Genomic DNA, 21,936 nt, shown 5'->3' with positions numbered 1-21,936 from the left:
CTGTTCCTGCCTGCTCAGCTGGTTGTCGGATGGCAGGTGTTCGGCGAGGAAGGCCGCGCCCGTCCGCACGACGGCGGCAGCATCGCGCGGAAGGTCGTGCTCGATGATGTACCACTGCACGCCCGCGTCCGCGGCGGCGGGAAGGATCGCATTCCAGTCGAGCACGCCCTGGCCCAGGGCGGTGAAGCCCTGTTCGTCCTGCGCCTCGCCCTCCGGGGCGTTGTCCTTGGCGTGGACCGCGTACACGCGCCCGGGGAACCTGCCGAGGAACGCCGCCGGGTCGTGGCCGGCGCGCGCCACCCAGGCCAGGTCCAGCTCGACGGCGAGCGCCGGACCGGCGGCTTCGAACAGCAGCTCGAGCCCCGTCCTGCCGTCGAACTCGACCAGCTCGAATTCGTGGTTGTGGTACGCCAGCCGCATGCCCATCGGCTGCAGGCGTGCGGCCAGGGCGCCGAGCTCGCGGCCCAGCGCGCGCCAGCCTTCGGCGTCGGTCGGCCGTTCGGATTCCTGCAGCCAGGGCACCACCAGCATCGTGTTGCCGATGGCCCGGTGGGACGCCGCCATTTCGTCCAGGTCGCCGCGCAAGTCGGACAGCGCCACGTGGGCCGCGATCGGCTCGATCCCGTACTTGTCCAGGAGCTGTTTCAGTGCCGCGGCGGGGACCTCCTGCGTCCCGACCGTCTCCACCGCGCGGACGCCGGCGTCGTGGACGATCTTCAGCTGGTCTTCGAGCGATCCGGCGTTGCGCAGCGTGTACATCTGCACGGCGATGGGCTTGGCGGTGGCATCGCCCGGTTGCGCCCAGGCGGGCAGGGCGGTGCAGAGCGCGAGCGCGGCGGCCGCGATCGTGCGCAGGGTATGGATCGTCATGGGGTCCTCCAGAGATTGTGGTAACGGCAAACGGGATCCGACCCGCGCTTAAGGCAACACTGGCAAATTGTCATTTCGAGCGTAGCGAGAAATCCATGCCGTTCATGTCCCGAGATTGACCGGCTCGCCGTTGTGAATCTCTTTTCAATTTGTTCGGAGTGACACACCGGACTTTTTCAGCATTGCCTTGACGCGCTGCAGGTAAACGATACCGGCGCGGCAGGGAACGGATCCCGGGCGCCGCGGGAACTCAGGCGATCGGCGTCCATGCGCGCGACCTGGACGAAGCGATGACGCGATCGACGATCAGCGCCGAACGCAGGCCGTCCTCGAACGTCGGCAATCCTTCCGGTTGTTCGCGCGCGATCGCCCGGTACGTGTCGGCCACGAACGCCTCGAAGCAGTTGGCATAGCCCTGCGCATGGCCGGCGGGCAGCACCGACAGCCGGCGCTGCTCGGCGCTGCCGGCGCCCGGGCCGCGCACGAACACTTCCTCGCGCTGGTCCGGATAGCCCATCCACAGGCGCTCGCAGTCCTCCTGGTCGAAGGCCACGCTGGCCTTCGCTCCGTCGATCTCGAACCACAGGCGATTGCGGCGCCCGGCCGAAACCTGGCTGACGGTGACGGTCGCCAGCGTACCGTTGCCGGTCCTGAACATGGCCGCGGCCGCGTCCTCGCTGGACACCGCCTGGGTGTCTCCACCGGCCGCAGGCGTGGTGAAGCTCTTGCCGGTGGCCACGCCGCGCTCGGCGATCACCGTCTCGAACACCGCGCTGACTTCGGCGAAGCGCTCGCCGCCGACCCATTCCACCAGGTCGCACCAGTGCGAGCCGATGTCGGCGAACACGCGCGATGCGCCGCCCAGCGCCGGATCCACGCGCCAGTTGTTGCTGGCCGGATCCAGCAGCCAGTCCTGCAGGTAGCTGCCGTGGATCAGGCGCAGCGGGCCGATGTCGCCTGCGGCGATGCGGGCACGCGCCTCGCGCACCACCGGGTGGTAGCGGTAGACGAAGGGCACCGTGGCCACCTGCCCGGTGGAGGCGGCCAGCGCCGCCAGCGCACGCGCGTCTTCCAGGGTGGTGGCCAGCGGCTTCTCGCAGACCACGTGCTTGCCCGCTTCCAGCGCCGCCTGCGCCATCGACCGGTGCAGGTGGTTGGGCGTGCAGACGTGCACGACCTGCACCTGCGGATCGGCGATCACGTCCTCGATCCCGTCGTAGCCCCGGGGCACGCCCCAGGCCTGCGCCACTTCCTGCGCACGCGCAGGCGAGGACGCGGCCACGCCGCGGACCGTCGCGCCGGCCAGCACCGCCGCGCGGCGATGCACCGCACCGATCATGCCGGTGCCGACGATGGCGACTCCAAGCGTACTCATCATGCCGACCTCAGTGCGCGGGCGAAGCGGCAGGCGTCGCCGCCCGCCCTTCGCGGAACAGGAACAGGAAGGCCACCAGCACCACGAACGCGACCCCGGCCGGGAACAGCCAGATCCGCTCCCAGTCCGGGCCGGCCTCGGTGGTGTAGTACTCCACGACCGCGCCCGACAGGAAGGTGCCGATCAGCATGCCCACGCCATAGGTGGCCAGGGTGATGAAGCCCTGAGCGCTGCTGCGGAATTTCTGCCCGGCGTGCGCGTCGGTGTAGATCTGGCCGGTGACGAAGAAGAAGTCGTAGCAGATGCCGTGCAGCACGATGCCGATCACCAGCAGCGCGAAACCCGCGTCCGCGTCGCCGAAGGCGAACATCACGTAGCGCAGCACCCATGCGCCCATGCCCACCGCCAGCATCACCTTCACCCCCAGGCGCACGAACAGGAACGGCATGGCCAGCATCAGCAGCACTTCGGACACCTGGCCCAGCGACTGCAGCCCGGCCGCGCCGCGCACGCCCACGTCGTTGAGGAAGGGGTTGGTGAAGTTGTAGTAGAACGACAGCGGGATGCAGATCGCGATCGAGGCCAGGAAGAACACCAGGTAGGCCCGCGACTTGAGCAGGTGCAGCGCCGCATCCAGCCCGAGGATCTCGCCCAGCTTCGCACCCTGCTTGCGCGCCAGCGGCGGCGTGTGCGGCAGGGTCAGCGCGTACAGGCCCAGCACCGCGGACGCGATCGCGGCCATCCTGAAGGTGAAGTCCAGGCGCTGGGTCTGCTCCCAGCCCAGCCAGCCGATCAGCACGCCGGCGACGATCCAGCCGATGCTGCCGGCCACGCGCACCGGCGGGAACTGCTTCTCCGGCGACTGCATGTGTCGCATCGCGATGCTGGTGGCCAGCGCCAGGGTCGGCATGAACAGCAGCATGTAGGCGAACACGAACCCCGAGAAGGTATTGAAGCTGGTGGCCGTGGACGCGCCCCACATCAGCGCCGCCCCGCCCAGGTGCAGCAGGGCGAGGATGCGCTGCGCGGCGAAATAGCGGTCGGCGATCAGCCCGACCAGGAAGGGCGCGACGATCGCGCCGACGGACTGGCTGAGGAAGGCCGTGGCCACTTGGCTGGCGCTCGCCTGCAGCGGGCCATTGACCAGGTACGTGCCCAGGGTCACGAACCAGGCGCCCCAGATGAAGAATTGCAGGAACATCATCACGCCGAGGCGCGACATCGTGGACGTCATCACTTCCCCTCCCAGGTCGGTGTCCGCATCACGCGGTATGGATTCAAAGCCCCAGCATGCCGCGCAGCGCCCGTGGGCTGGCGCCGCTGCCGGCAAAGTCGTCGAACGCGTGCTCGGTCACGCGGATCAGGTGTTCGCGGATGAAGGCCGCGCCCTCGCGCGCGCCATCCTCCGGATGCTTCAGGCAGCACTCCCACTCCACGACCGCCCAGCCGGGGAAATCGTACTGGGCCAGCTTCGAGAAGATCGCCTTGAAGTCGACCTGGCCGTCTCCGAGCGAGCGGAACCGGCCGGGGCGGTCGATCCAGTCCTGGTAGCCGCCATACACGCCGCTGCGCGCGTCGGGGCGGTACTCGGCGTCCTTGGCGTGGAACATGCCGATGCGCGCGTGGTAGCGGTCGATGAATCCCAGGTAGTCCATCTGCTGCAGCAGCAGGTGGCTGGGGTCGTAGAGGATCTTGGCGCGCGGATGGTGGTCGACCGAGTCCAGGAAGCGCTCGAAGGTCGCGCCGTCGTGAAGGTCCTCGCCCGGATGGATCTCGTAGCACAGGTCCACCCCGCATTCGTCGAAGACGTCGAGGATCGGGCGCCAGCGGCGGCCAAGTTCGGCGAAGGCCTCATCCACCAAGCCGGACGGACGCTGCGGCCAGGGATAGAGGTACGGCCAGGCGAGCGCGCCGGAGAAGGTGGCGTGCGCGGTGAGCCCCAGGCGCCGGCTGGCCTTCGCTGCCAGCTTCAGCTGCTCCACCGCCCAGGCCTGCCGCGCGGCCGGGTTGCCGCGCCGGTCTTCCGGGGCGAACCCGTCGAACAGCGCGTCGTAGGCCGGGTGCACGGCCACCAGCTGGCCCTGCAGGTGGGTGGACAGCTCGGTGATCCGGATCCCGTGGCCGGCCAGCATCCCCGCCAGGTCGTCGCAGTAGGCCTGGCTCTCCGCGGCCCGGGCGAGATCGAAGATGTGCGGCGCGCTGGTCGGCACCTGCACGCCGCGATAGCCGAGTCCGGCGGCCCATTGGGCCAAGGTGTCCAGGCGGTCGAACGGAGGCTCGTCGCCGATGAACTGGGCCAGGAACAGCGCCGGGCCCTGCAGTGTCCGCATGCCGAACCACCTGATGCAATCGATTGCATCCGATCCTAGCATGCGATGATCGGGACACGCGTTGTGCACTGCATCGCGCGCATCCGGGGACGGGGACATGGCCACCATCTACGACATCGCCAGGCACGTGGGCGTCTCGGCAGGCACCGTCTCCCGCGCGCTCTCGCGGCCCGAAAAGGTCCTGCCGGACACGCGCAGGCGCATCGAGCAGGCCGCCGCCGCGCTGGGCTATGTCCCCAATGCCTCGGCACGGACGCTCAAGACCCAGCGCAGCGGCAAGATCCTGATCACGGTGCCGGACATCGGCAACCCGTTCTTCGCGCAGATCCTCAAGGGGGCGGAGGAGGCCGCGCAGGCCGCAGGCTACGCGGTCCTGCTCGGCGATACCGAACACCAGGCGGAGCGCGAGGAGCGCTACGCGCAGATGCTGCCGCGCAACCAGGCCGACGGCATGATCGTCCTCGGCCACCGGCTTCCGCCGACGGCGCGGGAGATCGTCCGGCAGCTCGGCGCGAGGGCGCCGGTGGTCAACGGCTGCGAGTTCGATCCGACGCTGGGGATTCCCAGCGTCCACATCGACAACGCGGCCGCGGCGCGCACCGCGATGGAGCACCTGTATGCGCTGGGGCACGCGCGGATCGCCGTGGTCGGTGGTCCGCCCGACAATCCGTTGCATCGCCAGCGCCTGGAAGGGGCCATGGCCGCGGCCAGGGCGCACGGCCGCCTGGACGTGTTGACGACGGTCCCCGGCGACTTCTCGGTGGAATCCGGCCACGCGGCTGCGACGCGGTTCCTGGCCCAGGCGCCTGCGCCCACCGCCGCGTTCTGTTTCAGCGACCAGATGGCCTTGGGGGTGCTCGCGGCGTGTCGGGACCTGGACATCCGCGTGCCGGAGGATTTCTCGGTGGTCGGGTTCGACGACCTGGCGTCCTCGCGCTACCTGAGCCCGCCGCTGACCACGATCAGCCAGCCCATGCGGGAGATCGGCGTCCGCGCGGCCCGGCTCCTGCTGGCCATCATCGAGGGGGTCGAGGTGCCGCACCAGCAGACCCTGGATTTCAGCCTGATGCTGCGCGGATCGACCGCCGCACCGCCGGAGCGCCGCCTCTGACGCATCGTGACCGGGCGCAGGCGGCCGCCACGCAGCCTGCGCCGCGCCCGACCGTTTCGCCCGTGGGCGGCAGGGCAGGAGGCGCGGGCGCGGTCCATCGCGCCGGCCGCGGAAAGCATCGATGCGCGCATGGGCCTTCGCCGGCACGGGCCGGGCGCGGGCCGCGCGGCTAAAATGGGCCGTTTTCCGCCCGCCACCGAGCCAGCCGTGACCCACGCTTCCGTCAGCACGATCAGGCAGGACGATCTGATCCAGTCGATCGCCGACGCCCTCCAGTACATCAGCTACTACCACCCGGTCGATTACATCCGCAGCCTGGCCGCCGCATACGAGCGCGAGGAGTCGCCGGCAGCGAAGGACGCGATGGCGCAGATCCTGATCAACTCGCGCATGTGCGCGGAGGGTCACCGGCCGATCTGCCAGGACACCGGCATCGTCACCGTCTTCCTGGAAGTGGGCATGGATGTGCGCTGGGAAGGCTTCACTGGCTCGCTCGAGGATGCCGTCAACGAAGGCGTGCGCCGCGCCTACAACCACCCCGACAACAAGCTGCGCGCCAGCGTGCTGGCCGACCCGGCCGGCAGGCGCCAGAACACCAAGGACAACACCCCGGCGGTGGTCAACATGAAGATCGTCCCGGGCAACACCGTCGACGTGATCGTGGCGGCCAAGGGGGGCGGCTCGGAGGCCAAGAGCAAGTTCGCGATGCTCAACCCGTCCGATTCGATCGTCGACTGGGTGCTGAAGACCGTGCCGACCATGGGCGCGGGCTGGTGCCCACCGGGCATGCTCGGCATCGGCATCGGCGGCACCGCCGAAAAGGCGATGCTGCTGGCCAAGGAAGCGCTGATGGAACCGATCAACATCCAGGACCTGATCGCGCGCGGTCCTTCCAGCCGCGCCGAGGAACTGCGCCTGGAACTTTACGACAAGGTCAATGCGCTGGGCATCGGCGCGCAGGGTCTGGGCGGCCTGACCACGGTGCTCGACATCAAGGTCAAGGACTACCCGACCCATGCGGCCAACCTGCCGGTGGCGATGATTCCCAACTGCGCCGCCACCCGGCATGCGCACTTCACCCTCGACGGCAGCGGCCCGGTCGCGCTGGACCCGCCCTCGCTGGAGGACTGGCCGAAGCTGACCTACAACCCGCAGAACGCGCGCCGCGTCGATCTCGACACGATCACCCGCGAGGAAGTCGCGACTTTCAGGCCGGGCGAGGTGCTGCTGCTCAACGGGAAGATGCTCACCGGGCGCGATGCTGCCCACAAACGCATGGTCGACATGCTCGACAAGGGCGAGCCGCTGCCGGTCGATCTCAAGGGCCGCTTCATCTACTACGTCGGCCCGGTCGATCCGGTGCGCGACGAGGTGGTGGGCCCCGCCGGCCCGACCACGGCCACGCGCATGGACAAGTTCACCGAGCAGGTGCTCGGCCAGACCGGCCTGCTGGGCATGATCGGCAAGGCCGAGCGTGGTCCCGCGGCGCTGGAGGCCATCCGCAGGCACCGGTCGGTCTACCTGATGGCGGTCGGCGGCTCGGCCTACCTCGTGTCCAAGGCGATCCGCGCCGCGAAGGTGGTGGGATTCGCCGACCTGGGCATGGAGGCGATCTACGAGTTCGAGGTCAGGGACATGCCGGTGACCGTGGCGGTCGATTCGACCGGCGAATCGGTACACCGCACCGGACCGAAGCACTGGCAGGCGCGGATCGGAAAGATCCCGGTGGTCGAGATCGCCTGAGTTCGGCGCGCGCCAGGCCGGGCGCGCGATACTCCGTCACTCCCCTTGCAGCGGAACGCGCCATGTCGATCGTCCTGTACGGCTCTCCCAGTACCGCCTCGCTCGTCGTCCACTGGCTGCTGATCGAGCTCGGTGTGGAGCACGAGTTGCGCATGCTCGATTTCGAGCGGCGCGAGCACAAGTCGGCCGACTACCTGGCGGTCAATCCGCAGGGGCGGGTGCCGACGCTGGTGATCGACGGACAGGTCCTGACCGAATCCACGGCGATCGCCATGCAGCTGGCCGACCTGCATCCGGCCGCCGGCCTGGCACCGGAGGTGGGCACGCCCGCACGCGGCGCCTATTACCGGTGGATGGCGTTCTGCGCCTACACCCTGATGCCGGCCTACCGCGACTGGTTCTACCCCGACGAGCCGGCCGGGCCCGGGCAGGCGGAGCAGGTCAAGGTCCGTGCCGCGCAGGTTCTCGAGCAGGCCTGGCAGCAGGTGGCCGACCACCTCGCCACGTCAGGGCCGTGGCTGCTCGGCGAGCGCCGCAGCGCCGCGGATTTCGTGCTGACCATGCTGATGCGGTGGTCGCGCAACATGCCCGCGCCCAGCGACCGCTGGCCAGCGCTGGCCGCGCACGCGGCGCGGATGAAGGCGCTGCCCTCGTTCGCCGAGGTCTACCGGCGCGAGGGCATCGCCGACTGGACCTGAGCGGAGTCGCGCGCCGCGGTCACACCTGCGAACGCAGGGGCAGGATCAGCTTTTCGGCGAGCTTCTCCGAGAGCGGGCGCTTCATCCATGTCGCCAGGTCGTATTCCTGCGCCTGTTCGAGGTCGTGCTCGAACACGGCGGTCATGGTCGCGGCGAACTCGCGGTCGTAGACATTCAGGCTCGCCTCGTCGTTGAGGCGGAACGAGCGGATGTCGAAATTGGTCGAGCCGACGGACACGAGCTCCCCGTCCACCACCAGCAGCTTGGCGTGGATCATGGTCGGGCGATAGACGTGGATGTGGATGCCGCCGGCCATCAGCTCGCCCCAGGACGCCTTGGACGCGACCCGGACCGTCTCCGAGTCGATGTGCTCGCCCGGCAACAGCACCCGCACCCTGACCCCGCGCCGGCACGCGGCCAGCAGGGCATCGGCGATCAGCCGGTCGGGCACGAAATAGGCCGCGCACAGGTCGATGCTGCGGATCGCGGCCGCGATCGAGGACAGGTACATCAGGTGCATGCTCTCGCTGCCGCTCGCCGGGGAGGCGATGAACAGGTGTGCGTCCATGTCGCCGGCGCGCTGCAGTTCCGGGAAATGGTCCGGGCCGTGCAGCAGTTCGCCCGTGGTCTTGATCCAGTTGTCGTTGAACGCGGCCTGCATCTGCGCCACCACCGGCCCTTCGACCCGGAAATGCGTGTCGCGCCAATGGTCCGGATCCTGCGCCTGCCCGGTCCACTGGTCGGCGATGCCCACGCCGCCGGTGAACCCGATCCGGCCGTCGACCACCAGCAGCTTGCGGTGTGTGCGGTTGTTGAGCCTGCCCAGGTTGTACCAGCGCAGTGGACGGTAGTGCTCGATCCGCACGCCCGCGTCCTTCATCGCGGACAGCAACTCGTCGTCCATCTTGAGGCTGCCGGCCCAGTCGATCACCAGGTGCACGTCGATGCCGTCGCGTGCGCGCTCGGACAGGGCCTCGGCGAACTTCCGCCCGATCTCGCCGGACCAGTAGATGTAGGTCTCGAGGTTCACCGTGCGCTTCGCGGCACAGATCGCCTCGAGCATGGCGGGGAAGATCGCGTTGCCGTTCTGGAACGCCTCGACCCGGTTGCCGGGCACGATCGCGGGGCCGAGCAGCACCGACATCTCGCGCCGGAACTGCGGATCCGCGACCGCGTGGCGATGCTCGACCTTCTTGTCGATCTTCTTTTCGGACGTGGCGAAGTTCATCGCCACCACGACGCCGAGGATCGTCAGCGCGATCGTCACCACGATGGTCCAGGTCATGCGGCGGCGGGCTCCGGCGTGGTGACGGGAAGGGGGGCGGAAATGCGGGCGCCACTGTAGCGGCGCCCGCACCGGGGCGGCGTGAAGCCGGGGTGCGCGGGTCAGTCGATGTGCGGCTCGAACCACTCCTGCAGCGACACGCCCAGCCCGACGTAGGTCGCCTTGTGGTTGTAGTCGATCAGGCTTTCGCCGTAACCGTGGAACAGCTGCAGGCGGCCGCGCATGGGGATCGACGGATGGACCGGGAAGCCCCAGTCGAACTGCACCGCGCCGCGCGAGCGGTCGCCGCCGCGCAGCGAATGGCGCGCCATCAGCGAGAACTCGTTGCGCCCGCGCACATGGGTGAGGGTGGCGTCGCCGCGGCCGATGTAGTCCTCCATCTGCGGGTTGTCGTCGTCGCTGCCGTCGGAGACGCGGATCCACGGCCGCAGCATCAGCGCCCAGTTCTCGCGGTCCAGGCCGATGTTGAACATGATCCGGTTCCAGCTGCGCGATAGCGGATCGCCGCGGCCGTTGGACTGGTGGTTGATGCCGACCGCTGCCATGCGCCCCTTCCAGCCGCCGAGGCTGTAGGCGTTGCGGAACACCAGCAGCACTTCCGGCTCGTAGTTGGTCTCGCGGAACGGACGCGATTCCTCGCTGTTGTAGACCTGCCAGCGCGAGGACTGGGTATAGCCCATCCAGATGTCGCCGTTGTCGCCGAACAGGTTCTCCACCGCCTTGGTCTTGAAGCTGAGCTGGAACTTGGTTTCCACCGCGTCCAGCGCGATCGGGTCGGTCACGGTGTTGTCGGGGTTGAGCGAGGTCGGCCGCTCGTTGACGTTCGAGGTCCAGAACGCCGGCATCAGGTACACCGGCTTGTAGACGCGGAAGTTGAAGACACCGAGCTTGGAATCGCGCGCCAGTTCCCAGCGGCTGTCGAGCAGCGACCCGCGGCCGGCGTTGGCCAGCGCGCGGCCCAGCGCCTCGTCGTGCCGGAACAGGTCGTCGGCGCGCGCCGGCATCTGCGGCGCCGCTGGACCGGCGTCCTCGCGCTCGGCGGCCTGCTGCTCCGCGCGCGCCCGGGCGGCGGCGAGGTCGGCCTCGAGCGGGCCGGCCGAACTGCGCCGTGCGAGCCCGTCGTAGCAGGCCAGGCGCATCGCGTCGGTCTCGATCGCGGCGCAGGTTTCCAGTGACGGGCCGGGTTCGACGGATTGCGCGAAGGCGGGCGTCACGGTCGAGGCGAGCACGAGCAGGACGGCGGCGCGCAGGGGAGCTGGAGTCATCGTGGGTCGGTTCCGGGTTCGAGCAGGTTGGTGCCGGCGTCGGCGGCCTGCTGCGCATGCGCCAACTGCTCGTCGATATCGCGGTTGACCGAGGTGTCGGCGTTCACCGGATGCGCCGGTTCAGGGCTCCGGGGCGGTCCGGCATCCTCGGTATCGCGCGCCATCCGCAGGTGGTAGGTGGTGCGCGGCGATTCGATGTCCGCCTGCGCATAGGCCGCCTTGACCAGGCGGATCGCCTCGCTGCGCACCTTGCCCAGGTCGCTGTGGCGCTGGTCGATCCAGCCGAAGAAACGCAGCACGAGGCCGGCCGGCGTGAACTCCTGCACGGTCCAGGACGGACCCGGATCGGTCAGCACGCCGTCGATCCTGGCCACCTGTCCCAGCGCCAGGGCCTGCGCCTGCTGGATCGACTGCGCCGGATCGATGGTGACGGCGAAATCGAACCGCCGCTTCGGGTTGCGGGTGTAGTTGAGGATGATCGCCTTGAACACGAGCGCGTTGGGCAACCGCAGCTCGTTGCCGTCGAGCGTCATCAGCACGGTCGAGCGCGAGTGCAGTGCGACCACGCGACCCTCGTTGCCGTCGATCACCACCAGGTCGCCGGGCGAGAACGGCTGCCGCAGGCTGAGCAGGATGCCGGCGACGTAGTTCTCGGCGATGTCCTTGAACGCGAAGCCCAGCACCAGGCCGACCACGCCGGCCGACCCGAGGACGGCAGTCACCAGCGCGGTGGCGTTGAGCAGGTCCAGTGCCAGCAGGACGCCGAACAGCACGATCAGCACGCGCACCACGTTGCGGATCAGCCCGTTCATGTACGGGTTGTCGGTGCGAAGCCGGAGCAGGTGCAGCCGGCGCGATACGAAGCCACCGAGCCAGCTGGCCAGGGCGACGATCACCAGCGCCGCCATCAGCAGCGGCAGGCTCGCCGCCAGTCCCACCAGCTTGGCCACGACCCGGTCGAAGGTGACGTCGAAGCGTTCGCGGATGCCGGGCGGCGGGGCCACGGCAGAAGCGTCGGGAAGCACGCGCCCAGCGGCCGGGGCGGCCGTCGCATCCGCAGTCGCATCCGCAGTCGCATCCGCATCCGCAGCCGGCGCGGCGCCGGCTGCGGGCCCGACAGGGTCGCCGCGCTGCTGTGCCACCGCGGCCGGCACCAGCGCCGTCGCGAACGCGAGCAGCAGCCAGGTACCGAGACAAGACGCCCGCATCAGCGTGGGCCAGGCCATGCGGCGGTGCGTACCTGACGTCCGCGCGCCGGCGCGGGATGGTCGCACTGCGCTCAATCGGTCCACCATGCCAGGGCGAAGATTCCCACCATGGCGAACGCCAAAGTGAGCTTGAGCACGATGCCGACGAAGAGCCCGAACCAGGTGCCGATCCCGACCCGGGTTGCCTGCCCCAGGTCCCGATGGCCGAGGCCCCGGCGCGCCACCAGTTCTCCGATCACAGCGCCCGCGAACGGGCCGATGAAAACGCCCACCAGCCCGAAGAACAGCCCGACCACCGTGCCGACCAGCGCCCCGATCACGGCAAGCCGGCTTGCCCCGACCCGTTTCGCGCCCGCGGCCGAGGCCAGGAAGTCGACGCCGATCGAGACCAGGGTGAGCACGGCCAGGGCCAGCACGGTCCAGCCGCCGATCTGCTCGAACCCACCGGCCCAGGCGGCCAGCAGCATCCCCGCGAACACCAGCGGAAGGCCCGGCAGCGCGGGCAGCACGATGCCCGCCAGGCCGACCAGCACCAGCAGAATTGCGATGGCGTAGTAGATCGATTGCGCTTCCATGGACGGCTCCGCGACGGCTGGGACTCCGTCCGTGGGCGCATTCTGGCAAAACGCCATGCCCGCGCGCGAATCGCTGGCCGCTGGGCCCGGGTGGCCGCGTTGTCTGCAGCGGGCCGCCCGGAAGCGGGCGCATCGGGCGTTGGCCCGGCCGGCCCACGCATCGGGAGAGCCGGAATGTCATCCGAACGCCAGACAGGGACGGTGAAGAGCATCAATGCAGGGTCCGGGCAGGTCACGGTCGGCCACGAGGGCTGGGGCGACCTCGCGTTCGCAAGCCAGGCTTTCGGCACGGTCGGCGGACCGCCGCCTTATGTCGGGCAGCAGATCAGCTTCCTGGTCGACGACGGCGATCCCGCCACAGCACGCCTCGACGAGTCGTGGCACCAACCGACCGGTGGCAGCGGAGGCACCACCGCCTGACCGGTCCTGCGGGATCGCGAGGAGCCAGCGGCGGAGCGTCCGACGCATCCGGAGCCCCAGCGCATGTCGGAACGCGGTGATGCGGGGTTCACGCCGCTGGTCGCGGCAGGCGGGCGGCGCGTGCAGGCAGGCCGTGGAGACAGAAACGCCGCCGGTGTCGGCCGGCGGCGTCGTGATTGGAGCGCCCGCGGACGAGCGCGGGAGTCCGCTCGGCGGATGGATCAGTAGACCCAGGCGCGGCCGTTCTGGACCCGTACGTACGAGCCCTCGCGGATGCCACCGAGGTCGGCCTGGTGCACGGCCGTGGTGCGTCCGTCATCCATGCGGACGTGGACGGTATACCCGCTGCGGCCGCCCTCCACGCGGTTCTGGATCGCATTGCCGGCCACTGCGCCACCGGCTGCGCCGGCCGCGATCGCGACATTGCGGCGACCTTCACTGTCGGTATTGCGACGGGCCAGTTCCTTGGCGGCCACCGCGCCGACGATGCCGCCGAGGACCGGGCCAGCCACGTTCGTCTGGCCATCGCTGGTGGCGGCGGTCTCGATCGCGACCACCGTACCGCAGTCGTAGCAGCGGCCGCCGGCCGGTGCGGGCGCCGTATTGCCGTAACCGGAGCCGTAGCCCGGTGAGGTGCTGGCGCAGCCGGCGAGGGCCAGCGTGGCGACGGTGGCGACACAGGTCATGCGCATGCGGATATTCATCGGGACTCCTTCGCTTCGTGGACGATGGCCGCGTCGCGCGGCACGGAGCGGACACTAGGGCCGGCTCGGTGAACGCGGCGGCAATCCACGCGCATCCGCGCGTGCGGCTGACGTGCCGGTGCAGTCGCGGTTCAGGCCCCGGCGCCCGCTGCGAGATTCAGCGGAAGTCCTGGTGGCAGGCCTTGCACGCTTCGCCCACCGCGTCGGCGGCGCGGGTGACGCCCTGGCAGCCGACCGCCGGCGCAGCCAGCGCCGCATCGAGCGTGCCGCGGAACTGTGCCGCGTGCGAGACGAAGCGGCGGTCGTCGCGCAGCTCGGGGAACGCACGCTCGAAATCGTTGCCGAGGCTGCGCAACGACTGCAGGTGGGGCAGGGTGTCGGTCGGACTGCAGCGGTTGGCCTCCGCGTTGTCCCGCAGCTGTGCGGACTGCGCCGACAGCACGTGCATCAACGACTCGGGATAGTGGTCGCGCCAGGTCTTGCGGGCATCGAGCGTGCGCAGCAGCATCACCACCGCCACGACGCCGAGGACGAGGCCGAGCAGGAACACGAACAGGTAGCGGCCGGCGGCAGAGGGCGGCTTGCGCGTCGGGATGGAGTCCGGGCTTGGCGGCGGCGTGGTCGACATGGCGGTCTCCGGTGCGGGCGCGGCGACGATAGCACGCGTCTGCGCCGGTAGACTTGCGCCATGGATGCAGTGTGGAACGAGCGCTTCGCCGGCATCGACCGGCTCTACGGACGCGGTGCGATCGATCGGCTGCGCGCGCGACGCGTGGCCGTGGTCGGTCTGGGCGGCGTGGGCTCCTGGCTGGTGGAAGCGCTGGCGCGCAGCGCCGTCGGCCACCTGTGCCTGGTGGATGCCGACGACCTGTGCCTGTCCAACACCAGCCGCCAGCTGCCCGCGCTCGCGGGGCAGTACGGACGCAACAAGGCCGAGGCGATGGCCGAGCGCTGCCGCGCGATCAGCCCGGCGATCTCGCTCGACGTCGTGCCCTCGTTCCTCACCCCGGGCAACGTGGCGGAGCTGCTCGACCGGGACTTCGACCTGGTGATCGACGCCTGCGACAGCTTCCGCAGCAAGGTCGAACTGATCGCCTGGTGCCGGCGTCGCAAGCGGGCCGTGCTGACCGTCGGCGCCGCGGGTGGGCGCACCGATCCCACGCTGGTGCGCGTGCGCGACCTGTCGCGCACCGAGCACGACGCGATGCTGGCGCTGATCCGCAAGAAGTTGCGCGGCGAGTTCAATTTCCCGAAGAACCGCGATCGCTACTTCGGAGTGCCGGCCGTGTATTCGCTGGAGAACGTGCGCTACCCGCAGCCCGATGGCACGGTCTGCGGTACGCGGCCGGTCGCGGGGCCGGATGCGGCGCTCAAGCTCGATTGCGGCGTCGGGCTTGGTGCGGCCACGCACATCACCGGCGCGTTCGCGTTCGCGGCTGCCGGCAAGGCGCTCGGGATGCTGCTGAAGGCGACCGGTCCGGCGCCTGCCTCCGGCGCGACCGCAGCGACGTCAGGCTGACGCTGCGGGCGTCGCGTGCGCCAGTCCGAACAGTCGGATCGCGTTCCGGCGCGTCGCATGCGCGATGGCCTCCGGGTCTTCGTCGCGCAGCGCGACGACTGCGTCGAACACGTTCGCCAGGCGCGCGGGTTCGTTGCGCTGGCCGCGGATGGCCGCGTCGGGCTGGTCGGGGGCGTCGGTTTCCAGCAACAGGTGTTCCAGCGGCATGCTCGCGACCAGACGCCGCAGCCGCCTGGCGCGCTCATAGGTGACCGGCCCGCCGATACCCAGCAGGAATCCCATCTTCCACAGTTGCTGGGCCTGCTCTTCGCTGCCCGACCAGCTGTGGACCACGCCGCGCAGGCCGCCGATGCGGCGCAAGGTGGCGATCACCGCGTCCACGGCCCGCCGCGCATGCACGATCACCGGCAGGTCGAACTCGCGCGCCAGGCGCAACTGGCCCTCGAAGAACACCTGCTGCGCGTCGCGGTCGAGCCCGTCGACGTAGTAGTCCAATCCGCATTCCCCGACCGCGACCGCGCGTTCGCGCGCGAGCCGGTCGCGCAGCGCGTCCAGGTGTGCGGGCCGGTGCGCAGACAGGAACATCGGATGCAGGCCATAGGCCGGATGCAGGCCGTCGGTCGCGGCGCAGATTTCACCCAGCCGGGTCCAGCCGGCGGCCTCCACCGCCGGCAGGACCTGCGCGCACACGCCCGCGGTGCGGGCGCGTGCGACCACGCTGTCGCGATCGCGATCGAACTCGGACGCATCGAGGTGGCAGTGACTGTCGATCAGCTCCATGTCGGCATCGCCGTCGAGGTGCGTGACGGCGCGGATCAGCGCCGGCGCGACGCATCGCCCTCCAGCGGCGCACCCTGCCGGGTCTTGCGGTTCTTCCAGTTCGCCAGCAGCAGGGTGCCCAGGCCCAGGACGATCTCGTCGATGAAGGGGATCGGGTCGAACGGCCACAGCACGCTGATCGCAAAGGCGATGGCGGTCACCTTGAACAGCGTCGGGTAGCGCAATCCGCGTGCCCAGTTCAGCAGCGGCAGCAGCAGCGGGTTGGCCATTTGTCTCGCTCCAGCAGGCGGGTCGGGACCACGCTATCACGGGCGCATCGACCGGCGGTTCACGACTGCGTCAGCTTCCCGGGAACTCGCCGGGGGTCTTGTTCAGCTTCGAAATGCTCGAATCTGCATGCACGTTCGAACCGGGCCCCGCCCGCAGGAGGAAGAGATGAAGAGCAACACCCTGGCGATTGCCCTGGCCGCACTGCTGGTGGGCGGCGTCGCCGTCGGCGCGTACCACAACAGCCGCGACGGGGCCCCGCTCTCCGCGGACGCTGCGGCGCAGGAGGAAGGCAGGCTCGAGTACGCCCCGGTCGTGGCCGTCACCCCGGTCACCGAAAAAGCCGACCTGTATGCGGCCGTGATCGGGACCGACCCGGTGCGCGAAACCACCACCTCGACCTCTCCGCGCCAAGTGTGCGAGGACGTTGTCGTCCAGGAGCGCCTGCCGGAACGCGACGGGAACGTCGGCGGCACGGTCGCGGGCGCGGTCATCGGCGGTCTGGTGGGCAACCAGGTGGGCTCCGGCAACGGGCGCAAGCTGGCGACGGCCGCAGGTGCCACCGCCGGCGGCATGATCGGCAACCGGGTCGATCGCAACCACGTGGGCGGCCGAGTCGTAGAGCGCGTCGATCGCCAGTGCCGCACCGTGCAGGACAGTTCGCAGTCCTCGCGCGTGGTCGCCTGGAACGTGACCTACCGGAATCCCGACGGGACCACCGGGACGATGCGGACCGACGAAAAGCCCGGCGAGCGTATTTCTCTGGGGACCGAGGACCGCACGGTCGCCTACGATGTGACCTACCGCTACGACGGCATCGAGAACACCGTGCGCATGGACGAGGATCCGGGCGAGCGTCTGCCGGTGGTGGACGGCGAGGTGATGACCCGCATGGTCGCGGGCAGCGACCAGCGCAACGCACTGCGCTGATCCGGTCCATCCGGCTGCCCCATCCCAAGAACGGGCCGGCACTTGCCGGCCCGTTCTGCATCCGGGCCGATGGAACCGGGCCGCGGAATCGTACAATGTGAAACCTTCCGCCTCGATGTTTGCGCCATGGCTCTGCATCCGTACGACCTCTACGACGTCCGCTCCCTGCTCAGCGAGGAGGAACAGGCCGTCCAGGACACTGTCGCGCGCTTCACCGACGAACGGGTCCTGCCGATCATCGGCGACTGCTTCGACGAGGGACGCTTCCCGGTCGAACTGATTCCCGAGATCGCCGGGCTCGGCCTGCTGGGCGCGACCCTGCCGGCCGAGTACGGCGGCTCGGAACTCAACTACGTCAGCTACGGCCTGATCTGCCAGGAACTCGAACGTGGCGACAGCGGCCTGCGCAGCTTCGCCAGCGTGCAGTCCTCGCTGTGCATGTATCCGATCTACGCCTACGGCACCGACGAGCAGAAGCGGCGCTGGCTGCCCGACATGGCGGCAGGCAAGGTGATCGGCTGCTTCGGCCTGACCGAGCCGCACGGCGGTTCCGACCCGGGCAACATGAAGACCCACGCCAGGCGCGACGGCGACGACTGGGTGCTCAACGGCTCGAAGATGTGGATCACCAATGGCAACCTGGCGCACATCGCCATCGTCTGGGCACAGACCGACGACGGCATCCAGGGTTTCGTGGTCGAGAAGGACTTCGCCGGCTTCAGCGCGCAGCTGGTCAAGCACAAGATGAGCCTGCGCGCGTCGGTGACGAGCGCGCTGTTCTTCGACAACGTGCGCGTGCCCGAAGCCAATCGCCTGCCGAACGTGAAAGGCCTGAAGGGGCCGCTCGGCTGCCTGACCCAGGCGCGCTACGGCATCACCTGGGGGCCCATCGGCGCGGCGATCGCCTGCCTTGACGAGGCGCTGGGCTATTCGAAGGAGCGCATCCTGTTCGGTCGTCCGGTGGCCGCCACCCAGAGCGCGCAACTCAAGATGGCCGACTGGGCGCGGCGCATCACCGCGGCGCAGCTGTTGAGCCTGCAGCTCGGACGCCTCAAGGATGCCGGGAAGATGCAGCCGACCCAGGTGTCGCTGGCGAAGTGGAACAACTGCCGCATGGCGATCGACATCGCGCGCGAGGCGCGCGACCTGCTCGGCGGTGCCGGCATCACCACCGAGCATTGCCCCATCCGCCATGCGCTCAACCTCGAATCGGTGATCACCTACGAGGGCACCGAGACCGTGCACCAGCTGGTGGTCGGCCGCGAGCTGACCGGCATCAACGCGTTCTGATCCGGTTCCCGCGCCCCGGGCGAGGGATGGAGCGAAGGCCCGACATGACCGGCACCGGTCCCATTCTAGAAACCGAGCGCCTGATCCTGCGCCTGCCGCAGATGGGCGATTTCGAACGCTACGCCGCATTGATGGCGGACGAGGACGCCTGCCGGTACATCGGCGGCCACCTGCCGCGCGGCGCGGCGTGGCGCAGGTTCCTGCAGATGCCCGGCGCCTGGACCCTGCAGGGATTCGCGATGTTCTCGGTGCAGGAGAAGGCCAGCGGGCAGTGGGTCGGACAGATCGGTCCGTGGAAGCCGGACGGCTGGCCGGGCAACGAGATCGGCTACGCGTTCCATCCGGACGCCTGGGGCAGGGGCTACGCGCTGGAGTCAGCGGTCGCGGCCATCGACTGGTCGTTCGTGCATCTCGGATGGGACGACATCATCCACTGCATCTCGCCGGACAACCTCGCCTCGAAGAAGGTCGCGCAACGGCTGGGGTCGAGCCTGCTGCGCGAGGGTCGCCTGCTGCCGCCCCCGTCCGAGGAGCACCACATCGAGGTCTGGGGCCAGACCCGCGCCGAATGGATGGAGCACCGCAAGCGCTTCGATTGACCAGGTCCGCAGGACATCGCATCGACACCCGCAAGGCAGGACATGTTCGCAACCGTTCCCAATCCCATCCCGGCCCGCATGAAGGGCCTCAACCGCGCCGAGATTTGCGACGTCAACTTCCAGGAGTTCGTCCGCAGCTGGAACGGGCGTGCCGACGCGGCGCCCGCCGACGGCGAGGCCATCCTGGACGGCAGCGCGCTGGATGCGCGGGCGTTTCGCGAACTGTTCGAGTCGCAGCTGATCAGCCGCCATCTCGACCTGATGGCGCGCGTGCTGCGGGTGCAGAACAAGGTCTTCTACACCATCGGCTCAAGCGGTCACGAGGGCAACGCGATGGTGGCGCGGCTCACGCGCCACACCGACCCTGCCTTCCTGCACTACCGCAGCGGCGGCTTCATGGCCGAGCGCTTCCGCAAGCTTCCGGGCCTGGATCCGGTCATGGACTCGGCGCTTTCGTTCGCCGCCAGCCAGGACGATCCGGCCAGCGGAGGACGTCACAAGGTCTGGGGCAGCAAGCCCCTGTGGGTGCTGCCCCAGACCTCGACCATCGCCTCTCACCTGCCCAAGGCCTTCGGCACCGCGGTGGCGATCGAGCAGGCGCGGCGCGTGGGCCACGCGCTTCCGGTGCCGGCCGACAGCATCGTGGTGTGCTCCTTCGGCGATGCGTCCAGCAACCACGCCACCGCGCAGACCGCCTTCAATGCCGCGGCCTGGACCGCCTACCAGAAGCTGCCGGCACCGGTGCTGTTCGTGTGCGAGGACAACGGGATCGGCATTTCGGTGCGCACGCCCGATGGCTGGGTGGCGCGCAATTTCCGCCACCGCCCGGACCTGGACTACTTCTTCGCCGACGGCCTGGATCTCGCCGCGGGCTACGGCGAGGTGCAGCGCGCGGTGGAGCACTGCAGGCGCACGCGCCGTCCCACCTTCCTGCACCTGCGCACGACGCGGATCATGGGCCACGCCGGCACCGATTTCGAGATCGAGTGGCGCAGCATCGAGGAGCTGTGCGCGGTAGAGGCGGGCGACCCGCTGCTGCGCAGTGCGGCGATCGCGCTCGAATCGGGCGCGATGTCGAAGGACGATGTGCTCGCGCTGTACGAGTCCACCCGTGCCCGGTGCTTCGCCGCCGCCGAAGACGCCGACCGCAGGCCGCGGCTGTCGTCACTGGCCGAGGTGATGGCGCCGCTGGCCCCGTACACGCCCGACGCGGTGTCCGCCGAGGCCACGCGGGCGGACTACGCGCAGCGTCGCCTCGAAGTGTTCGGCGGCGACGCCCGGCTGCCCGAGCGCGCCGGCCCCAAGCACCTGGCGATCCAGATCAACGCCGCGCTGCACGACCTGTTCGCCAAGTATCCCGAGGCGCTGCTGTTCGGCGAGGACGTGGCGCAGAAGGGCGGCGTGTACACCGTCACGAAGGGGCTGCAGAAGGCGTTCGGGCCGCGCCGCGTGTTCAATACCCTGCTCGACGAGACGATCATCCTCGGCTTGGCGCAGGGCTACGCCAATATGGGCTTCCTGCCGCTGCCCGAGATCCAGTACCTGGCCTACTTCCACAACGCCTGCGACCAGATCCGCGGTGAGGCGGCGAGCCTGCAGTTCTTCAGCAACGGCCAGTACCGCAATCCGATGGTGATGCGCATCGCTTCGCTGGGTTACCAGCGCGGCTTCGGCGGCCACTTCCACAACGACAACTCGATCACCGCGCTGCGCGACATCCCCGGGCTGGTGGTGGGCTGTCCGAGCCGCGGCGACGACGCCGCCACCATGCTGCGCACGATGATGGCGCTCGCGAAGGTGGACGGACGCGTGTGTGCATTCCTGGAACCGATCGCGCTGTACATGGCCAAGGACCTGCACGCGCCGGGCGACGGCGGCTGGCTGACCGGATATCCCGCGCCGCACGAGGCGATGACGCTGGGCGAGGAGCGCGTGTACCACCCGGAGGCGACCGACCTGGTCGTGTTCACCTTCGGCAACGGCGTGCCGATGAGCCTGCGCGCCGCCAGGACGATCGAGGCCGCCCACGGCTGGAAGGTGCGCGTGGTCGACCTGCGCTGGCTGGCGCCGCTCAACGAGGGGGCGATCGCACGCCACGCCGGCGAATGCGACCGCATCCTTGTGGTCGACGAGGGGCGCCGCAGTGCGGGCGTGGGCGAGGGCATCATCACCGCGATCGCGGAGGCCGGGTACCGCAGCCGGCCCTTCCGACGGGTGGTCGGTGCCGACACCTTCACCCCGCTCGCGGGGGCGGCGTTCCTGGTGATCCCCTCGGACGAGCAGATCGTGGCCGCGGCGGATGCGCTTGCGGGCGAATCGCGGAGGCGCTGAAGCGTCGCCGCCGTCGACACCCGCGTTCCGTTGTCACGGGCCGCAGGTGAGCCCGTCGCAACGGTGGGCAGCGCGGCCTTCGTAGGCCCGTCGTCGCCTGGAGGCGGCCGGCGACCTCAGTCGCCGTAGCTGACCCGCACCTCGACCCGGCGATTGGGCGCCAGGCACTCGACCAGCGCGTCTCCCCGCTCTTCGGCGCACTCGACCACGGGTTCGACGCTGCCGCGCCCGACCGCGGTGATCCGTTCGGTGGTGACCCCACGCTCGACCAGGTAGTCGCGTACGGCCTCCGCGCGTCGCGTGGAGAGGGCCAGGTTGGCCCGGTCACTGCCGATGCGGTCGCTGTGTCCGATCACGTGCACCGCGCGCAGGCTGCGACCGTCGGAGAGTTTCGCGGCAAGCGCGTCGAGCTCGGCAAGCGCCCCAGTACCGGCTGCGTCGCCGAGACTGGCGCTGCCGAAGCCGAACAGGCCGTCTGCGGACAGCTTCTCGATATACGCACGCGGCGGAAGCGCCGCCTCTGCCGCGGGTTCGGGCGATGGCGGCGGCGGGGTGGTCGCGCAGGCGCCGAGCAGCAACGTGAAAGCGACAGCGGCGAGACCGACGACCGGCGCGCGGACAATCCTGTTCATGGCA

The 21,936-nt window shown here is 69.7% G+C and carries 21 protein-coding genes and 1 pseudogene; 9 read left to right on the top strand and 13 right to left on the bottom strand.

The annotated features are described in order from the left end of the window. Nucleotides 1–24: 24 nt before the first annotated feature. The 4 genes and pseudogenes from QFW81_RS08125 to QFW81_RS08110 all read right to left on the bottom strand — a co-directional run. Nucleotides 25–870, bottom strand: a pseudogene (locus tag QFW81_RS08125) (sugar phosphate isomerase/epimerase family protein); the annotation flags it as partial. 250 nt (nucleotides 871–1,120) lie between these two features. Further along, complete coding sequence (locus QFW81_RS08120; RefSeq protein WP_280578200.1) at nucleotides 1,121–2,245, bottom strand: Gfo/Idh/MocA family protein; 1,125 nt, start codon at nucleotides 2,243–2,245, stop codon at nucleotides 1,121–1,123. 10 nt (nucleotides 2,246–2,255) lie between these two features. Continuing rightward, nucleotides 2,256–3,479, bottom strand: coding sequence for a nucleoside permease (locus tag QFW81_RS08115; protein WP_280578199.1), 1,224 nt, complete (start codon nucleotides 3,477–3,479; stop codon nucleotides 2,256–2,258). Between the two features lie 43 nt (nucleotides 3,480–3,522). Then, complete coding sequence (locus QFW81_RS08110) at nucleotides 3,523–4,575, bottom strand: sugar phosphate isomerase/epimerase family protein (RefSeq protein ID WP_280578198.1); 1,053 nt, start codon at nucleotides 4,573–4,575, stop codon at nucleotides 3,523–3,525. Between the two features lie 97 nt (nucleotides 4,576–4,672). Here QFW81_RS08110 and QFW81_RS08105 point away from each other — a divergent pair, with 97 nt between their 5' ends. The 3 genes from QFW81_RS08105 to QFW81_RS08095 all read left to right on the top strand — a co-directional run bounded on the left by QFW81_RS08105 (nucleotide 4,673) and on the right by QFW81_RS08095 (nucleotide 8,127). Next, nucleotides 4,673–5,686, top strand: a complete 1,014-nt coding sequence (locus QFW81_RS08105) for a LacI family DNA-binding transcriptional regulator (protein WP_280578197.1) — start codon at nucleotides 4,673–4,675, stop codon at nucleotides 5,684–5,686. Between the two features lie 231 nt (nucleotides 5,687–5,917). Next, nucleotides 5,918–7,429: a fumarate hydratase gene (locus QFW81_RS08100; RefSeq protein WP_425603999.1), complete on the top strand. Its 1,512-nt coding sequence runs from the start codon at nucleotides 5,918–5,920 to the stop codon at nucleotides 7,427–7,429. A gap of 62 nt (nucleotides 7,430–7,491) precedes the next feature. Further along, entirely contained in the window at nucleotides 7,492–8,127 is a 636-nt protein-coding gene (locus QFW81_RS08095) for a glutathione S-transferase family protein (protein ID WP_280578194.1), read from the top strand. Nucleotides 8,128–8,146: 19 nt separating this feature from the next. Here the strand turns inward: QFW81_RS08095 and QFW81_RS08090 are convergent, their stop codons facing one another. The 4 genes from QFW81_RS08090 to QFW81_RS08075 all read right to left on the bottom strand — a co-directional run bounded on the left by QFW81_RS08090 (nucleotide 8,147) and on the right by QFW81_RS08075 (nucleotide 12,460). Continuing rightward, nucleotides 8,147–9,412 (bottom strand): phospholipase D-like domain-containing protein, encoded by a 1,266-nt coding sequence (locus QFW81_RS08090; protein WP_280578192.1) that lies wholly within the window; start codon nucleotides 9,410–9,412, stop codon nucleotides 8,147–8,149. Between the two features lie 101 nt (nucleotides 9,413–9,513). Further along, complete coding sequence (locus tag QFW81_RS08085) at nucleotides 9,514–10,677, bottom strand: phospholipase A (protein WP_280578191.1); 1,164 nt, start codon at nucleotides 10,675–10,677, stop codon at nucleotides 9,514–9,516. Then, nucleotides 10,674–11,903 (bottom strand): mechanosensitive ion channel family protein, encoded by a 1,230-nt coding sequence (locus QFW81_RS08080; protein ID WP_280578190.1) that lies wholly within the window; start codon nucleotides 11,901–11,903, stop codon nucleotides 10,674–10,676. The genes QFW81_RS08085 and QFW81_RS08080 overlap by 4 nt, the downstream gene beginning before the upstream one ends. A gap of 53 nt (nucleotides 11,904–11,956) precedes the next feature. Beyond that, a complete protein-coding gene (locus QFW81_RS08075) occupies nucleotides 11,957–12,460 on the bottom strand; it encodes a DUF456 domain-containing protein (RefSeq protein ID WP_280578189.1) in 504 nt (167 codons plus the stop codon). A gap of 174 nt (nucleotides 12,461–12,634) precedes the next feature. Between QFW81_RS08075 and QFW81_RS08070 the strand changes: the two genes are divergently transcribed. Further along, nucleotides 12,635–12,880, top strand: a complete 246-nt coding sequence (locus QFW81_RS08070) for a hypothetical protein (RefSeq protein WP_280578188.1) — start codon at nucleotides 12,635–12,637, stop codon at nucleotides 12,878–12,880. Nucleotides 12,881–13,101: 221 nt separating this feature from the next. Here the strand turns inward: QFW81_RS08070 and QFW81_RS08065 are convergent, their stop codons facing one another. Together QFW81_RS08065 and QFW81_RS08060 are read right to left on the bottom strand one after the other, a co-directional pair. Then, nucleotides 13,102–13,578, bottom strand: coding sequence for a glycine zipper 2TM domain-containing protein (locus QFW81_RS08065; RefSeq protein WP_425603998.1), 477 nt, complete (start codon nucleotides 13,576–13,578; stop codon nucleotides 13,102–13,104). A 163-nt stretch (nucleotides 13,579–13,741) separates the two neighbouring features. Beyond that, the gene (locus QFW81_RS08060; protein ID WP_280578186.1) at nucleotides 13,742–14,212 is read right to left on the bottom strand and encodes a hypothetical protein; all 471 of its coding nucleotides are present in this window, start codon (nucleotides 14,210–14,212) and stop codon (nucleotides 13,742–13,744) included. A 60-nt stretch (nucleotides 14,213–14,272) separates the two neighbouring features. Between QFW81_RS08060 and QFW81_RS08055 the strand changes: the two genes are divergently transcribed. Next, nucleotides 14,273–15,103, top strand: a complete 831-nt coding sequence (locus QFW81_RS08055; RefSeq protein ID WP_280578185.1) for a tRNA threonylcarbamoyladenosine dehydratase — start codon at nucleotides 14,273–14,275, stop codon at nucleotides 15,101–15,103. On the opposite strand, the gene QFW81_RS08050 is transcribed toward QFW81_RS08055, so the two are convergent. Continuing rightward, on the bottom strand, nucleotides 15,095–15,883 hold the full coding sequence (locus QFW81_RS08050; protein ID WP_280578184.1) for a TatD family hydrolase: 789 nt from the start codon (nucleotides 15,881–15,883) through the stop codon (nucleotides 15,095–15,097). The two genes, QFW81_RS08055 and QFW81_RS08050, sit on opposite strands and share 9 nt — an antisense overlap. Before the next feature lie 35 nt (nucleotides 15,884–15,918). Then, nucleotides 15,919–16,152 (bottom strand): DUF6116 family protein, encoded by a 234-nt coding sequence (locus QFW81_RS08045; protein ID WP_280578183.1) that lies wholly within the window; start codon nucleotides 16,150–16,152, stop codon nucleotides 15,919–15,921. Between the two features lie 166 nt (nucleotides 16,153–16,318). Here QFW81_RS08045 and QFW81_RS08040 point away from each other — a divergent pair, with 166 nt between their 5' ends. From QFW81_RS08040 to QFW81_RS08025, 4 genes are all read left to right on the top strand, one after another. Next, a complete protein-coding gene (locus QFW81_RS08040) occupies nucleotides 16,319–17,080 on the top strand; it encodes a glycine zipper 2TM domain-containing protein (RefSeq protein ID WP_280578182.1) in 762 nt (253 codons plus the stop codon). Between the two features lie 126 nt (nucleotides 17,081–17,206). After that, nucleotides 17,207–18,370, top strand: a complete 1,164-nt coding sequence (locus QFW81_RS08035) for an acyl-CoA dehydrogenase family protein (protein ID WP_280578181.1) — start codon at nucleotides 17,207–17,209, stop codon at nucleotides 18,368–18,370. A gap of 44 nt (nucleotides 18,371–18,414) precedes the next feature. After that, nucleotides 18,415–18,969 (top strand): GNAT family N-acetyltransferase, encoded by a 555-nt coding sequence (locus QFW81_RS08030; RefSeq protein ID WP_280578180.1) that lies wholly within the window; start codon nucleotides 18,415–18,417, stop codon nucleotides 18,967–18,969. Nucleotides 18,970–19,011: 42 nt separating this feature from the next. Further along, a complete protein-coding gene (locus QFW81_RS08025; protein WP_280578179.1) occupies nucleotides 19,012–21,300 on the top strand; it encodes a thiamine pyrophosphate-dependent enzyme in 2,289 nt (762 codons plus the stop codon). Between the two features lie 116 nt (nucleotides 21,301–21,416). Here QFW81_RS08025 and QFW81_RS08020 read toward each other — a convergent pair whose 3' ends face one another. Further along, complete coding sequence (locus tag QFW81_RS08020; protein WP_280578178.1) at nucleotides 21,417–21,932, bottom strand: OmpA family protein; 516 nt, start codon at nucleotides 21,930–21,932, stop codon at nucleotides 21,417–21,419. Nucleotides 21,933–21,936 lie beyond the last annotated feature (4 nt).

Origin of the sequence: Luteimonas kalidii (assembly GCF_029887935.1) — a bacterium.
Classification (GTDB): Bacteria; Pseudomonadota; Gammaproteobacteria; order Xanthomonadales; family Xanthomonadaceae; genus Luteimonas; species Luteimonas kalidii.
The sequence above is the reverse complement of the archived record's forward strand: the minus strand, read 5'-3'. Positions and strand labels throughout refer to the sequence as shown.

Excerpts from the sequence above, each read along its gene's own strand:
- QFW81_RS08120 (WP_280578200.1), bottom strand. The coding sequence starts at position 2,245 with ATGAGTACGCTTGGAGTCGCCATCGTCGGCACCGGCATGATCGGTGCG.
- QFW81_RS08115 (WP_280578199.1), bottom strand. The coding sequence starts at position 3,479 with ATGACGTCCACGATGTCGCGCCTCGGCGTGATGATGTTCCTGCAATTC.
- QFW81_RS08110 (WP_280578198.1), bottom strand. The coding sequence starts at position 4,575 with ATGCGGACACTGCAGGGCCCGGCGCTGTTCCTGGCCCAGTTCATCGGC.
- QFW81_RS08105 (WP_280578197.1), top strand. The coding sequence starts at position 4,673 with ATGGCCACCATCTACGACATCGCCAGGCACGTGGGCGTCTCGGCAGGC.
- QFW81_RS08095 (WP_280578194.1), top strand. The coding sequence starts at position 7,492 with ATGTCGATCGTCCTGTACGGCTCTCCCAGTACCGCCTCGCTCGTCGTC.
- QFW81_RS08090 (WP_280578192.1), bottom strand. The coding sequence starts at position 9,412 with ATGACCTGGACCATCGTGGTGACGATCGCGCTGACGATCCTCGGCGTC.
- QFW81_RS08085 (WP_280578191.1), bottom strand. The coding sequence starts at position 10,677 with ATGACTCCAGCTCCCCTGCGCGCCGCCGTCCTGCTCGTGCTCGCCTCG.
- QFW81_RS08080 (WP_280578190.1), bottom strand. The coding sequence starts at position 11,903 with ATGGCCTGGCCCACGCTGATGCGGGCGTCTTGTCTCGGTACCTGGCTG.
- QFW81_RS08075 (WP_280578189.1), bottom strand. The coding sequence starts at position 12,460 with ATGGAAGCGCAATCGATCTACTACGCCATCGCAATTCTGCTGGTGCTG.
- QFW81_RS08070 (WP_280578188.1), top strand. The coding sequence starts at position 12,635 with ATGTCATCCGAACGCCAGACAGGGACGGTGAAGAGCATCAATGCAGGG.
- QFW81_RS08060 (WP_280578186.1), bottom strand. The coding sequence starts at position 14,212 with ATGTCGACCACGCCGCCGCCAAGCCCGGACTCCATCCCGACGCGCAAG.
- QFW81_RS08055 (WP_280578185.1), top strand. The coding sequence starts at position 14,273 with ATGGATGCAGTGTGGAACGAGCGCTTCGCCGGCATCGACCGGCTCTAC.
- QFW81_RS08050 (WP_280578184.1), bottom strand. The coding sequence starts at position 15,883 with ATGGAGCTGATCGACAGTCACTGCCACCTCGATGCGTCCGAGTTCGAT.
- QFW81_RS08045 (WP_280578183.1), bottom strand. The coding sequence starts at position 16,152 with ATGGCCAACCCGCTGCTGCTGCCGCTGCTGAACTGGGCACGCGGATTG.
- QFW81_RS08040 (WP_280578182.1), top strand. The coding sequence starts at position 16,319 with ATGAAGAGCAACACCCTGGCGATTGCCCTGGCCGCACTGCTGGTGGGC.
- QFW81_RS08035 (WP_280578181.1), top strand. The coding sequence starts at position 17,207 with ATGGCTCTGCATCCGTACGACCTCTACGACGTCCGCTCCCTGCTCAGC.
- QFW81_RS08030 (WP_280578180.1), top strand. The coding sequence starts at position 18,415 with ATGACCGGCACCGGTCCCATTCTAGAAACCGAGCGCCTGATCCTGCGC.
- QFW81_RS08025 (WP_280578179.1), top strand. The coding sequence starts at position 19,012 with ATGTTCGCAACCGTTCCCAATCCCATCCCGGCCCGCATGAAGGGCCTC.
- QFW81_RS08020 (WP_280578178.1), bottom strand. The coding sequence starts at position 21,932 with ATGAACAGGATTGTCCGCGCGCCGGTCGTCGGTCTCGCCGCTGTCGCT.